At 67.8% G+C, this 13347-nt stretch carries 9 protein-coding genes and 1 riboswitch; of the genes, 6 read left to right on the forward strand and 3 right to left on the reverse strand.

Annotation, left to right across the window (positions count from 1 at the left end; all coding sequences use genetic code 11):
• Positions 1 to 5 precede the first annotated feature (5 nt).
• Positions 6 to 2105 (reverse strand): catalase, encoded by a 2100-nt coding sequence (locus AC3WL7_RS18880; protein WP_492752432.1) that lies wholly within the window; start codon positions 2103 to 2105, stop codon positions 6 to 8.
• Between the two features lie 117 nt (positions 2106 to 2222).
• Between AC3WL7_RS18880 and AC3WL7_RS18885 the strand changes: the two genes are divergently transcribed.
• The 3 genes from AC3WL7_RS18885 (at position 2223) to AC3WL7_RS18895 (ending at position 4939) form a co-directional block, all read left to right on the forward strand.
• Complete coding sequence (locus tag AC3WL7_RS18885; protein ID WP_079222773.1) at positions 2223 to 2945, forward strand: AraC family transcriptional regulator; 723 nt, start codon at positions 2223 to 2225, stop codon at positions 2943 to 2945.
• An 81-nt stretch (positions 2946 to 3026) separates the two neighbouring features.
• Complete coding sequence (locus AC3WL7_RS18890; RefSeq protein ID WP_108758034.1) at positions 3027 to 4388, forward strand: amino acid permease; 1362 nt, start codon at positions 3027 to 3029, stop codon at positions 4386 to 4388.
• 140 nt (positions 4389 to 4528) lie between these two features.
• Positions 4529 to 4939: a VOC family protein gene (locus AC3WL7_RS18895; RefSeq protein ID WP_079222771.1), complete on the forward strand. Its 411-nt coding sequence runs from the start codon at positions 4529 to 4531 to the stop codon at positions 4937 to 4939.
• Positions 4940 to 4997: 58 nt separating this feature from the next.
• On the opposite strand, the gene gcvP is transcribed toward AC3WL7_RS18895, so the two are convergent.
• Positions 4998 to 7865: an aminomethyl-transferring glycine dehydrogenase gene (gcvP, locus tag AC3WL7_RS18900; RefSeq protein WP_492752435.1), complete on the reverse strand. Its 2868-nt coding sequence runs from the start codon at positions 7863 to 7865 to the stop codon at positions 4998 to 5000.
• Positions 7866 to 7927: 62 nt separating this feature from the next.
• Positions 7928 to 8030: riboswitch (glycine riboswitch) on the reverse strand.
• A gap of 308 nt (positions 8031 to 8338) precedes the next feature.
• Between gcvP and AC3WL7_RS18905 the strand changes: the two genes are divergently transcribed.
• The 3 genes from AC3WL7_RS18905 to AC3WL7_RS18915 all read left to right on the forward strand — a co-directional run bounded on the left by AC3WL7_RS18905 (position 8339) and on the right by AC3WL7_RS18915 (position 11072).
• Positions 8339 to 9565, forward strand: a complete 1227-nt coding sequence (locus tag AC3WL7_RS18905) for a multidrug effflux MFS transporter (RefSeq protein WP_200732641.1) — start codon at positions 8339 to 8341, stop codon at positions 9563 to 9565.
• 140 nt (positions 9566 to 9705) lie between these two features.
• Positions 9706 to 10599, forward strand: a complete 894-nt coding sequence (locus AC3WL7_RS18910; RefSeq protein WP_492752438.1) for a siderophore-interacting protein — start codon at positions 9706 to 9708, stop codon at positions 10597 to 10599.
• Positions 10600 to 10679: 80 nt separating this feature from the next.
• A complete protein-coding gene (locus tag AC3WL7_RS18915) occupies positions 10680 to 11072 on the forward strand; it encodes a hypothetical protein (RefSeq protein WP_108758038.1) in 393 nt (130 codons plus the stop codon).
• Between the two features lie 121 nt (positions 11073 to 11193).
• Here AC3WL7_RS18915 and AC3WL7_RS18920 read toward each other — a convergent pair whose 3' ends face one another.
• The gene (locus AC3WL7_RS18920) at positions 11194 to 13158 is read right to left on the reverse strand and encodes a M2 family metallopeptidase (protein WP_295518270.1); all 1965 of its coding nucleotides are present in this window, start codon (positions 13156 to 13158) and stop codon (positions 11194 to 11196) included.
• Positions 13159 to 13347: the final 189 nt, after the last annotated feature.

Consider the following 13347-nt stretch of genomic DNA (forward strand, 5'->3'; position numbering starts at 1 on the left):
AACGATCAGGCCAGCAGGCGCAGCTTGGGTTCGCGCGCCCACTGGCGGGTGGCCGCGGCAGCGAGGAAGCCCTTGGCGTCCTCGGCTTCCACGGTGCCGGCATCGTTGCCCACGCGGGCGGCCTTCAACAGCGCCTGGCCACCGGCATCGCTGGCAATGGCCTTCAGGTGTGCCCACGCATGGCTGACGAATTCGACGGCAGCGGCTTCCTTGGCCAGCGCCTTGGCCCCATCCGCACTGAGCACCACGGCCACGGCATCGAACACGGCCGAGGGCGTGCCCGCCAGCTGGCCATCGGCGGCCTGGCGCTTGCCGTCGCTGAGGGTGGCGCCACCCACTTTCGGCGCTACCAGCTTCACGTCGGCACCGGCCTTCTGCGCGGCCTTGCGCAGGCTGGCGATCAGCCCCGCATCGGAGCCCTCATCGAACAGGATGCCGATGCAGCGCCCCTGCAGCGTGTCTTTCGTGCGGCCGATGATGCGCACTTCCGGAACGGCGGGCATGTCCTGTGCGGGCGTTGCGGTCGGCGCGGCATCGGGCAGGTCGGCCAGGGCCAGGCCATCGGCCACGCGCTTGGCCAGTGTCTCGTCGATGTTGCGCAGGTGGCTGACGGTACGCACGCGCACCTTCAGCGTTTCCACCTTGGACAGCTCGAACACCAGCGCCGAGGCGAGATGCGCCTGCTCCGGCTTTTCCAGGCTGCGGAAGAACGCGCGCGCCTGGCTGTAGTGGTCGGCGAAGCTCGCCGCACGCGTGCGTCCCTTGCGGCCATCATCGGCGGTCGCATGGCTGCGGAACCCGGCAGCGGTTTCGCGCGGGCTGTCGTCCTCCAGCGAGCTGGGGTCGTAGGCCACGCGGCCCTTCGGCACCTGCATCTGCATGTGCCCATCGCGCTGGTGGTTGGCGAAGGGGCATTTGGGCGCATTGATCGGAATCTGGTGGAAGTTCGGCCCACCCAGGCGGATCAGCTGCGTGTCCAGGTAGGAGAACAGGCGGCCCTGCAGCAGCGGATCGTTGCTGAAATCGATGCCGGGCGGCACGTTGGCGGGGCAGAACGCCACCTGCTCGGTTTCGGCGAAGAAATTGTCCGGCCAGCGGTCCAGCACCATGCGCCCGATCACCTTCAGCGGCACCAGCGATTCGGGAATGATCTTGGTCGGGTCGAGGTGGTCGAACGGGAACGCCTCAGCCTCTTCTTCGGTGAACAGCTGCACCGCCAGTTCCCATTCGGGGAAGTCGCCGCGCTGGATCGCCTCGAACAGGTCGCGGCGATGGAAGTCGTTGTCGGCGGCCTGCAGTTTCAGCGCTTCGTCCCACACGGTGGACTGGATGCCCAGCTTCGGCCGCCAGTGGAACTTGACGAACGTGGAGTCGCCGTTCTCGTTCAACAGGCGGAAGCTGTGCACGCCGAAGCCCTCGATCATGCGCAGCGAACGCGGGATGCCACGGTCGCTCATCGCCCACATGATCATGTGCATCGATTCGGGCATCAGCGAGATGAAATCCCAGAACGTGTCATGCGCGCTGGCGGCCTGCGGGAATGCGCGGTCCGGCTCCATCTTCACCGCATGCACGAGGTCGGGAAACTTCATCGCATCCTGGATGAAGAACACCGGGATGTTGTTGCCGACCAGGTCCCAGTTGCCTTCCGGCGTGTAGAACTTGACCGCGAAGCCGCGCACGTCGCGCGGGGTGTCGACCGAACCGGCACCGCCGGCCACGGTGGAGAAGCGGGTGAACACCGGCGTTCTCGTGCCCACTTCGGTGAGCACGCGGGCGCGGGTGTACTTCGCCAGCGAACGGGTCAGTTCGAAATAACCATGGGCGGCGCTGCCGCGCGCATGCACGATGCGTTCGGGAATGCGCTCGTGGTCGAAGTGGGTGATCTTCTCGCGGAGGATGAAATCCTCCAGCAGGGTGGGGCCGCGCGGGCCCTCGCGCAGCGAGTTCTGGTTGTCGGCCACCGGAATGCCCTGTGCGGTGGTCATCGCCGGATGCGTGCCGCCGGCCTGCAGGTGCAGTTCGTCACCCTCGCCGCGCTGCTGGGTCTGGGACGTCTGGGACGGGGCGGGTGCGCGCTTGCCGGTCGGCTTGCTGGCGGCCATCGGGGGGTTCTCCGGGATACGAGGGGGTCAAGCCATGACAGTCGCCCCCGGGCCGTTAACCCACGGTCCGCCGCAGGTGAACGTACAGGCAAAAGCGGGCTCGGGTATGCTTGCTGCATGCGAGTCGAGCCCACCGACATCGAAGCCCTGTTCGACGCCATTCCGGACGTGCTGTTCTTCATGAAGGACCGCCAGGGCCGCTACACCCACGTCAACCAGACCATGCTGCGGCGGCTGGGCCTGCGTGCGCGCAAGGATGTCATCGGCCGCACCGCTGCCGAGATCTACCCGACCGGCCTGAGCGCGGATTACGTGGACCAGGACGCACGAGTGCTGTCCGGTGAAGTGATCGAGAACCTGATGGAGCTGCACCTGTTCGCCAACCGCGAACCGGGCTGGTGCCTGACCTGCAAGCGGCCGCTGCTGGTGGATGGCAGCATCGAGGGGCTGATCGGCATCTCCCGCGACCTGGGCCAGAAGGACAGCCTGGGCACCCAGTACGAGCAGCTGCGCCTGGCCCTGGCCCACCTCAACGCGCACTACGCCGAGAACGTGCGCATGCAGACCCTGCTGGACATCACCGGTTTCTCGCTGTCCAAGCTGGAGCGCAGCTTCCGCAAGGTGTTCCAGATGACCCCGCAGCAGGTGCTGACCCGGCTGCGCATCCAGATGGCCATGCACCTGCTGCACGGTGACGACAGCATCGCCTGCATCGGCCAGGCCTGTGGTTTCAGTGACCAGAGTGCGTTCACCCGCAAATTCAAGGCTGAAACCGGTTTCTCGCCGCGTGCCTATCGGGCCCGTATCGGAGGCAATGTCGGCGAGGCCCTGCTGTCCTGAGCGGTCTGCTGCACTGTGCCTATCCCCGTGGGTGGGGGACAATGTAAGGTGACGCCCCTGTAGCCGCCGCCAGTCCCGCCGATGCCCGCCAGCCCCGTTACGCCTTCCCGCCTTGGCCATTCGCTCAAGCCGCGTCAGTTGATCATGATGGGCCTGGGCAGCGCGATCGGCGCCGGCCTGTTCCTCGGTTCCGGCGTGGGCGTGCAGGCGGCCGGCCCGGCCGTGCTGGTGTCCTACCTGGTGGCCGGCGCGCTGGTGATCATCGTGATGAATGCCCTGGGCGAAATGGCCGCGGCCAAGCCGACCAGTGGCGCGTTCTCGGTGTATGCGGCCGATGCCATGGGCGCCACCGCCGGTGCCACCGTAGGCTGGTTGTGGTGGGTTCAGCTGGTCATCGTCATCGCCGCCGAGGCGGTGGGTGCGGCCGGCCTGCTGGCCACGGTCTGGCCGGTGATACCGGTCCCGATGGCGGCGCTGGCCTTCATGCTGTTCTTCACTGCGATCAACCTGCTCGGGGTGAAGAACTTCGGCGAGTTCGAATTCTGGTTCGCCATCCTCAAGGTGGCCGCCATCCTGGCCTTCATCGCCATCGGCATCGCCCTGCTGATGGGCTGGCTGCCGCAGGTGGCCTCGCCGGGGCTGAGCAACTTCACCCAGCACGGCGGCTTCGCGCCGAAGGGCCTGGCCGGCATCGGCGCGGCCCTGCTGGTGGTGGTGTTCGCCTTCGGCGGCACCGAGATCGTGGCGGTGGCCGCCGCCGAAACCGAAGACCCCGAGCGCAGCATCGCCCGTGCCATCCGCACCGTGGCCTGGCGCATCCTGGTGTTCTACATCGGCTCGCTCAGCGTGATCATCGCCGTGGTGCCGTGGACCAGCGAGTCGCTGAAGTCGCCGTTTGCCGCCGTGCTTGCGGTCGCCAACATTCCGGGCGCGGCCACGGCCATCACCCTGATCGCGGTGATCGCGCTGCTGTCGGCGCTCAATGCCAACCTCTACGGTGCCTCGCGCATGATGTATTCGCTGGCGCAGCGCCGCGAAGCCCCCGCCGTGCTGGGCTGGACCGACCCGCGCCAGGTACCGGTCATCGCCGTGCTGGCCAGCGTGCTGTTCGGTTTCGCCGCCACCATCATGGAGCTGCTGTTCCCGGACAAAGTGCTGCCGGTGCTGCTCAACATCGTCGGCTCCACCTGCCTGCTGGTGTGGACGCTGTCGCTGGTTTCGCAGCTGGTGCTGCGCCGTCGTGCCGATCGCCTGGGCACCCGCCTGCCGTTCCGCATGGCCGGCTTCCCGTGGCTGACGGTGTGTGCGCTGGGCATCCTGGCGCTGATCTTCGGCCTGCTGCTGAGCGAGGCGCATACGCGCCTGCAGTTCCTGTCGATGGTGGCGCTGACCGCGGCCATCGCCGCCGGCAGTGCCATTGCGCGGCGCATGCGCGAGGCGTAATTCTGTAGAGCCGACCCTACGGTCGGCTGCTGTTCGCGCGGCCGCCAGCCGAGCATGGGCTCGGCTCTACAGAAGGCATACATCCGCCGTGCCATCCTGATCGCGTGGGCCGTCACCGGCCCGTCGAACAGGAGTACCGCATGCTGCGCAGTCGCCCGTTCCTGATGTTCACCGGCCAGGCCGAGGCCGCCATGGCCCTGTACGCCGACGCCTTCGCCGATTTCCGCCTGCTGGCCCTGCAGCACCACCCCGAAGGTGCCGGCGCCGGCGTGCCCGGCCAGGTGCGCCAGGCCATCTTCCTGCTGGGTGGCACCCACTACCTGTGCTTCGACAGCCTGGACGTGCACGACTTCACGTTCAGTCCCTCGATCTCGCTGTTCGTCGAATGCGCGGGCAGCGAGCAGTTCGAGCGCGCGGCGCGGGTGCTGGGCGAGGGCGGGCACTGGCTGATGCCGGTGGGGGACTACGATTTCAGCAACCGCTACGGCTGGGTGCAGGACCGCTACGGCGTGTCGTGGCAGTTGAGCCTGGGGCAGATGCCGGACCCGTGAGGCACAACGAAAACGGCCCGCTTGCGCGGGCCGTTCCGTTTACCGATCCATCGGGAATTTACGCCTCGACTTCGTCGTCCTTGTAGGCATCGACCGGGATGCAGGCGCACATCACGTTCTTGTCGCCGTACACGTTGTCGACGCGGGCCACCGGCGGCCAGTACTTCTGCAGCTTCAGGCTGGGCAGCGGGAAGGCCGCCAGCTCACGCGGGTAGGCGTGGGTCCACTCGCTGGCGGTCACCGCCGTCGCGGTATGCGGGGCGTTCTTCAGCGGGTTGTCCTCGCGGTCCAGGCGGCCGTCTTCGATCGCGCGGATTTCCTCGCGGATCTGGATCATCGCGTCGATGAAGCGGTCCAGCTCGTGCAGCGATTCGCTCTCGGTCGGCTCGACCATCAGCGTGCCGGCCACCGGGAAGCTCAGGGTCGGGGCATGGAAGCCGAAGTCGATCAGGCGCTTGGCCACGTCCTCGGCGCCGATGCCGCTGGTCTTCTCCAGCGGGCGCACGTCGAGGATGCACTCGTGCGCCACCAGGCCGTTGCGGCCGGTGTACAGGGTCTTGAAGTGCGGGGCCAGGCGCTTGGCGATGTAGTTGGCGTTGAGCTGCGCGACCTGGGTGGCCTTGCGCAGGCCTTCGCTGCCCATCATGGCGATGTACATCCAGCTGATCGGCAGGATCGAGGCGCTGCCGAAGCTGGCCGCGCTGACCATGCCGACCGGGCCGTTGTCACCCAGCTTGCCCGGCAGGAACGGGGCCAGGTGTTCCTTCACCGCGCACGGGCCAACGCCCGGGCCGCCGCCGCCGTGCGGGATGCAGAAGGTCTTGTGCAGGTTCAGGTGGGAAACGTCCGAACCCCACTTGCCCGGCTTGGCCACGCCGACCAGGGCGTTCATGTTGGCGCCGTCGGTGTACACCTGGCCACCGTGCTGGTGGATGATCTCGCAGATCTCGACCACTTCTTCCTCGAACACGCCGTGCGTGGAGGGGTAGGTGATCATGATCGCGGCCAGGCGGTCGCTGTACTTCTCGGCGTTGATGCGGATGTCTTCGACATCGACGTTGCCGTTGGCATCGGTCTTGGTCACCACGACCTTCATGCCGCACATCTGCGCCGAGGCCGGGTTGGTGCCGTGCGCCGAATCCGGAATCAGGCAGATGTCACGATGATCTTCGCCGCGCGAGCGGTGGTAGGCGCGGATCGCCAGCAGGCCGGCGTACTCGCCCTGCGCGCCGGAGTTCGGCTGCAGGCTGACCGCGTCGTAGCCGGTGCATTCGACCAGCATCACTTCCAGCGTTTCGATCAGTTCCTTGTAGCCCAGCGCCTGGTCGGCCGGCACCAGCGGATGGATCTGCGAGAACTCCGGCCAGGTCACCGGGATCATCTCGGCGGTGGCGTTGAGCTTCATGGTGCACGAGCCCAGCGGGATCATCGTGCGGTCCATCGCCAGGTCCTTGTCGGCCAGCGAACGCAGGTAGCGCAGCAGCTCGTGCTCGCTGTGGTGGGTGTTGAACACCGGGTGGGTCAGGAACTCCGACTGGCGCAGCAGGGCCGCCGGCAGTGCGTCGGCGGTGCTGGCATCCAGTGCGTCCACGTCGGCCTGCGCACCGAACACGGCGGCCAGCGCCACGATGTCGGCGCGGGTCGCGGTCTCGTCCAGGCTGATGCCGACCGAGTCGCTGTCGATCGCGCGCAGGTTGTAACCGGCGGCGCGGGCCTTGGCGTGGATCTCATCGGCGTGCACGCCGGTGATGTGCAGGGTGTCGAAGAAATCGCCACCCACCTGCACGCCGGCATTGCGCAGCGATGCAGCCAGGATCGAGGCCAGGCGGTGGGTACGACGGGCGATGCGGGCTAGGCCTTCCGGGCCGTGGTAGACCGCGTACATCGAGGCCATCACCGCCAGCAGCACCTGCGCGGTGCAGATGTTGGAGGTGGCCTTCTCGCGGCGGATGTGCTGCTCGCGGGTCTGCAGGGTCAGGCGGTAGGCCGGCTTGCCTTCGGCATCGATGGAGACACCAATCAGGCGGCCCGGCATCGAGCGCTTGTAGGCATCACGGCAGGCCATGAACGCGGCGTGCGGGCCGCCGAAACCGAACGGCACGCCGAAACGCTGGCTGTTGCCGACCACGATGTCTGCGCCCCATTCGCCGGGGGCGGCCAGCAGGGTCAGGGCCAGCAGGTCGGTGGCCACGGCCACCAGGCCGCCGCGCGCGTGCACGGCATCGACCAGCGCCTTGTAGTCGCCCACCTGGCCGAAGGTGTCCGGGTACTGCAGCAGCAGGCCGAAGGCCTCCGCTTCCAGCGCTTCGGCCGGGGTGCCCACGCGCAGCACGATGCCCATGGGCTCGGCGCGGGTGCGCAGCAGTTCCAGCGTCTGCGGGTGCACGGCGTCGTGCACGAAGAAGGTGTCCGACTTCGACTTGGCCGAACGCTTGGCCAGGGTCATCGCTTCAGCGGCGGCGGTGGCTTCGTCCAGCAGCGAGGCGTTGGCGATTTCCATGCCGGTCAGGTCGGCACACAGGGTCTGGAAGTTGATCAGCGCTTCCATGCGGCCCTGCGAGATTTCCGCCTGGTACGGGGTGTAGGCGGTGTACCAGGCCGGGTTTTCCAGGATGTTGCGCAGGATCACGTTCGGCGTGTGGGTACCGTAGTAGCCCTGGCCGATGAAGCTGCGCAGCACGGTGTTCTTGTCGGCAATGGCACGGATCTTCGCCAGCGCCTGCACTTCGGTCATCGATTCCGGCAGTGCCAGCGGCGCGGGCGACTTGATCCTGGCCGGCACGATGGCATCGGTCATCGCATCCAGCGTGGCGTGGCCGAGGACATCGAGCATCTGCGCGACCTCGGCATCGTTGGGGCCGATGTGGCGCTCGACGAACGCGGAATGATGCTCAAGCTCACGCAGGGAGGGGGTGTTCTGGGACATGGCGAAGGATCCGTCAGGAAAGGGCACACGCACGGGCACAAGCCGCCGGTTGGCGGTCTGCGGGGCGCCCCTCTGTCCTTTTGCCTGAGAGTTTAAAAGCGCGGCTGGCCGCAGCTTCGTGCCCCTTCGGCGCCGGATCGAACCGGTCTCTCCAGAGTTCTGTTACGGGTGGTATCGGGCCTGAGCGATTACGGGCGTTGCGCCTTCGGCAGCGGTGTTCCGCTTCTCCCACCATGTTGCCCGTCGATTATAGCGGGTTGCCGCCGCTGAACACGGGTCCGGAACCGGGGCAGGGCGCCTGCGCGCCTGAATGGCCGATGGCCCGGCCATGCGTTTCGTGCAGTGGTCGATGGCATCGGCTGCAATCCGGGCCTATCATGGCCGGACTCTCGTATTCATCTGGCGCCGTCCCTGCTGCAGGGGATCGGCGCCCGCCGTGCGTGCCGCGCATGGCCCTGCCGGACGCTTTGCCGATGACCCCCGCTGTTGCCCCCTCCACCCGACGCATGGCCCTGCTGCTTGCCGGCCTGGCCATGTTCGGCCCGTTCTCGATCGACACCATCTTCCCGGCCTTCCCGCAGCTGGCCCAGCGCCTGGCGGTGGATGAGGTGGCGGTGCAGCAGACCATCAGCGTCTACCTGCTGTTCTACGCGTTGATGAGCCTGGCGCACGGACCGCTGTCCGATGCCTGGGGCCGCAAGCGGGTAATCCTCGGCGGCCTGGTGGTGTTCATCGGTGCCTCGGTCGGCTGCGCGCTGTCCACCGACCTAAGCACCCTGCTGGTGTTCCGCGCGTTGCAGGGCCTGTCGGCGGGCGTGGGCATGATCGTCGGCCGCGCGGTCATCCGCGATCTGTACCACGGCCACGATGCGCAGCGGCTGATGAGCCAGGTATCGATGCTGTTCGGCATCGCCCCGGCCATCGCGCCGATCATCGGCGGCTGGATCCTGCTCAGCGGCGCCGGCTGGCCGCTGATCTTCTGGTTCCTGGTGGCGTTCTCGCTGCTGCTGCTGGTGTGCACCGCCCGCTTCATGCCGGAGACCCACCCGGTGGAGGCGCGCGTGCCGTTGTCGCCACGCGTGCTGATGCGCGACTACGTACGCATCGGCTTCAACCCGCGCTTCCTGCGCCTGGCCCTGGCCGGCAGCGTCGGTTTCGGTGGCATCTTCCTGTACATCGCCTCGGCGCCGGTGTTCGTCATGCAGCACCTGCACCTGGGCGAAGGTGGCTTCGCCTGGTTGTTCATCCCCACCATCGGCGGCATGACCACCGGTTCGTTCCTGTCCGGGCGCATGGCCGGGCGCACCACGCCCACCCGCCAGGTCGCCATCGGTTTCACCCTGTGCGCGGTGTCGGTGCTGCTCAACGTCGGCTATGTGTCCCTGGCACCGCAGTTCGTGCTGCCGTGGGCGGTGCTGCCGATCTTCCTGGGCGGCATGGGCATGGCGCTGATCTTCCCGATCCTGGCACTGGCGGTGCTGGACATGTACCCGCACCAGCGCGGCCTGGCCTCCTCGCTGCAGGCGTTCATCCAGCTGATGATCAGCACCGTGGTGGCCGGCGTGGTGTCGCCGCTGTTGAGCGGCAGCCCGCTGCACCTGGCCCTGGGCCAGGCCGCCTTCTTCGCGGGCGGCTTCGTGTTCTGGTACTGGGAACACCGCCGCGAGCGCGCAGTGCAGGCAGTGGCCACCGGCCTTTGAGCAGCGCGCAGGGGCAGGGCTGCGCAAGTGTCCCCCGGCCCCTTGCGGTGCTGCAGCGGCGGGCTAGGCTGGGTGTTCCAGCCAGCCACTGCACGGGTGCATGACGGCCAGCCGATCCGAAGCCGTCGCGAGGTACCCCCATGGCTGCGCAGCAGACCTACCGCCTGTTCGAGGTGGCGCTGAAGGAGCGCCGCGTCCTTTCCCCCTCCCTGCACCGCCTGGTGTTCACCGGCGCCGACGTGGCGCGGATGAAGACCGAGGGCCCGGACCAGCGGATCAAGGTGTTTTTCCCCTTGCCCGGCCAGGACGCCCCGGACGTGCCCAGCGGCGAGGACTGGTACGCCCGCTACCGCGCCCTGGCCGACGACCAGCGCCCGCCGATGCGCACCTACACCCTTCGCCAGCTGCGCGCCGCGCAGGGCGAGGTCGACGTCGATTTCGTCCTGCACGGTGAAACTGGGCCGGCCTCGCGCTGGGCCACGCATGCCCGGCCCGGTGACCGTGTGGTGCTGCTGGCCCCGGATGCCGAGTGCGCCGAGAGCAGCGAAGGTTGGGAATGGAAGCCACCGGCCGGGGTCGGCCAGGTGCTGCTGGTGGCCGACGAGACGGCGCTGCCGGCGGTGGCCGGCATCCTGGAGGAACTGGCCGCGCAGGTAGATCCGCCGCGCGTGCTGGCCCTGCTGGAAGTGGCGGGCGAGGGCGGTGCCATCGCCTTGAAGGCGCCGCCCACTGCCGAACTGGTGTGGCTGCCGCGCGGCCAGGCCGCTTACGGCCAGGCGCTTGTGGAGGCCGTGCAGGCACGGTTGGCCGCCTCGTCGGTGGTTGCCGGGGAAGCGCTGGACGAGATCGACGTGGACGCACAGATCCTGTGGGAGCAGTCCGACGCGGGCGTGGCCGGGCCGTTCTACGCCTGGGTGGCCGGCGAGGCCGGGGCCGTGATGGCGATCCGCCGCCACCTGGTCCGAGACTGCGGGCTGGACCGCCGTGCGCTGACGTTCATGGGTTACTGGCGGCAGGGCCGGGTGCTGGACTGAGCAGGCGGGGCCGGCGCCCGTGAAGCGGCGTCATGGCCGGGGTGCGTTATCCTTGCGCCCCCTCGTCGCGGTACCGCCCCATGTCCACCACCTCCAAGACCCGTCGCGACCAGCGCCGCCGCCAGGAAGAAAAGGCTGCCAACAAGGCCGCTGCCCAGGCCTCGCCTGTCGAGCCGCATGCCGAACTGCGCGATGCGCAGCGCACGCTGCTGGCGGGCGTCGTGCGCCGCGATGGCGAATGGGTGCTGGGCATGGATGGCCGCATCGCCGGCCACAGCGAGAGTGCCGCGCAGGTGCTCGCGCTGATCATGCAGGCCGGTGAACTGCACGAGCGCAAGGGCACGCCGGTGCGCCTGGTGTATTCCGATGCGCTGCGCGATGCCGCGCAGGCCGAGGCCAGGGAGAAGGGCCAGACCTTCGAGGAATACAAGGCCGAACTGGCCGCCGCAATGGCGGCGAAAAAGAACAACTGACCTGCAGAGGGTAGCGCCGGGCCATGCCCGGCGAGCGCAGCGGTGCGATGAAAAGCCGCCGGGCGCGGCCCGGCGCTACCGGAAACATCAGGGGCGGATCCTTGCGGACCCGCCCCTTCTTTCATTTCGCCGCCGGTGCCGCGCTGGCCTGCCAGCCGCACATCTGGCCCTGGTTCTGCTGCTTCAGCCAGTCGTTGACCGGGCTGAAGTACTCGATCATCGGGCCGGCATCGAGCTTGTCGCTGCCGGTCAGCTCCTTCAGCGTGGCCTGCCACGGCTGGCTGGCGCCCTTGCTCAGCATCGCCCAGTACTTCTGCCCGGCTTCCTTGTTGCCGTAGAAGGTGCACTCATGCAGCGGGCCCTTGTAGCCGGCCGCATCGCACAGGCCCTTGTAGAACTGGAACTGCAGGATGCGCGCCAGGAAGTAGCGGGTGTACGGCGTGTTGCCCGGCACATGGTACTTCGCGCCCGGATCGAAGAATTCCTCGCCGCGGGTGCTGGCCGGGGCCACGCCCTGGTACTTGGCCTTCAGATCCCACCAGGCCTTGTTGTAGTTGTCCGGGGTGATCGAGCCATCGAACACGCCCCAGCGCCAGCGGTCGATCATCAGGCCGAACGGCAGGAACGACACGCCGGACAGGGCCATGCGCATCTGGTTGTTGATGACCGCCTCGCGGCTTTCGCTCGGCGCGTCCACCAGGCCGATCGAGCTCAGGTACTTGGGCGTCATCGCCAGCACGATGGTGTCGCCGATCGCTTCGTGGAAGCCATCGTTGGCACCGCCCTGGAACAGCGGCGGCAGCGGGTTGTAGGCCAGGTCGTAATAGATGTGGCCCAGCTCGTGGTAGATGGTGGTGAAGTTCTCTTCGTTCGGCTTGATGCACATCTTGGTGCGCACGTCGCCTTCCATGTTCATGTCCCAGGCACTGGCGTGGCAGACCACGTCGCGGTCATCGGGCTTGATGAACTGGGTGCGTTCCCAGTACGTCTGCGGCAGCGAGGGCATGCCCAGCGACACGTAGAAATCCTGCGCGCGCTCGGTCATCTGCTTGGCGGTGCGCAGTTCGGCCTCGCGCTGCGCCTTGTACTGCGCCGCCACGTTGGCATCCTTGCCGGCCTTGGCCAGCGCCGCGCTCAGGTTGGCCTGGTACTGCTTCTCCAGCGCTGCGGTGATGTCCAGGCTGCCGGCACCGGGGTACGGTTCCAGCTGGTCCCACAGGTTGGACCAGTCCTGCTGCCACATGTTGCCCAGCAGGTGCGCGGCAATCAGGCCGTTGCCCACTTCGGCCTTGTCCTTGCCATAGGTCTTGTCCAGCTTGCCGCGTGCATAGCAGTGCAGCTGCTCGTACATCGGCTTGACCTGCTCCCACAGGCGGTCGGTTTCCGGCCCGATCTGCTCCGGCGGCATGTCATAGCCGCTGCGCCACATCTGCCCGGCATCGGTGAAGCCCATGCCCTTGGCGCCTTCATTGACCAGGCTGACGAACTGCTGGTAGTCGCCGCGCATGCTCTTGGTGGTGCTGTGCCAGCCCTGCCAGGCGTCGAGCTGCGTGTCGTAGTCGCGGCTGCGCGCCAGCACCTGTTCCAGCTCGCCGAGCTGGCGGCAGGAGTTGGGATCGTTGGCATCGGTGCAGTACTTGCCCGCGCCGTAGCTGCCTTCCATGCGGGTGGCGATCTGGGTCAGCTGGGCCAGCTTGGCCGGATCACGCGGCGCCGGCATCGAGGACATCAGCTTCAGCAGGTGGATGGCGCGCTTGCTGTCCTCGCTCATCGGCTGGCCGTCGAACTTGCCGGCCTGCTCGATCCAGCTGTTGAGCTGGGTCAGCGAGCGCTCGTTGGCCTTGGCGGCGATACGTTCGGAATCGCTGTTGATGTAGGTGGAGGACAGCCACTGTGCCGAGGTCATCTCCGGGTAGGCGGCCTTGAATTCGGCGTTGATGCGGGCGACGAACTGGTCGGCGGTCTCGCCGGCGGGCGCGCTGGCGGTGGCGGCCTCGGTGCCGGGCGAAGGTTCCTTCTTGCAGGCGACCAGGGCCAGCGTGGCGGCGGCGATTGCCGAGGCCAGCAGGAGATGGCGGTGAGTCACGGGCGGTCCTTGGGTGGTGAACGACGGCCGAAGGCTAGTGGGCGCGCGTGCCTACCGCAAGTGGGGAAGGTTGGTGGGGTCCGGCAGGGCTGCGCCCTGCACCTGCAGAGGCCAAGGCAACGTCAACGTCAAAAGCGGGCTATCCGTGGGTTGGCGGGGCGGTGTCGGATTGCGGACACCCCGCAATCC

This window comes from Stenotrophomonas sp. FW305-3-2-15-E-LB1 (genome assembly GCF_058787375.1).

Excerpts from the sequence above, each read along its gene's own strand:
- AC3WL7_RS18880 (WP_492752432.1), bottom strand. The coding sequence starts at position 2,105 with ATGGCCGCCAGCAAGCCGACCGGCAAGCGCGCACCCGCCCCGTCCCAG.
- AC3WL7_RS18885 (WP_079222773.1), top strand. The coding sequence starts at position 2,223 with ATGCGAGTCGAGCCCACCGACATCGAAGCCCTGTTCGACGCCATTCCG.
- AC3WL7_RS18890 (WP_108758034.1), top strand. The coding sequence starts at position 3,027 with ATGCCCGCCAGCCCCGTTACGCCTTCCCGCCTTGGCCATTCGCTCAAG.
- AC3WL7_RS18895 (WP_079222771.1), top strand. The coding sequence starts at position 4,529 with ATGCTGCGCAGTCGCCCGTTCCTGATGTTCACCGGCCAGGCCGAGGCC.
- gcvP (WP_492752435.1), bottom strand. The coding sequence starts at position 7,865 with ATGTCCCAGAACACCCCCTCCCTGCGTGAGCTTGAGCATCATTCCGCG.
- AC3WL7_RS18905 (WP_200732641.1), top strand. The coding sequence starts at position 8,339 with ATGACCCCCGCTGTTGCCCCCTCCACCCGACGCATGGCCCTGCTGCTT.
- AC3WL7_RS18910 (WP_492752438.1), top strand. The coding sequence starts at position 9,706 with ATGGCTGCGCAGCAGACCTACCGCCTGTTCGAGGTGGCGCTGAAGGAG.
- AC3WL7_RS18915 (WP_108758038.1), top strand. The coding sequence starts at position 10,680 with ATGTCCACCACCTCCAAGACCCGTCGCGACCAGCGCCGCCGCCAGGAA.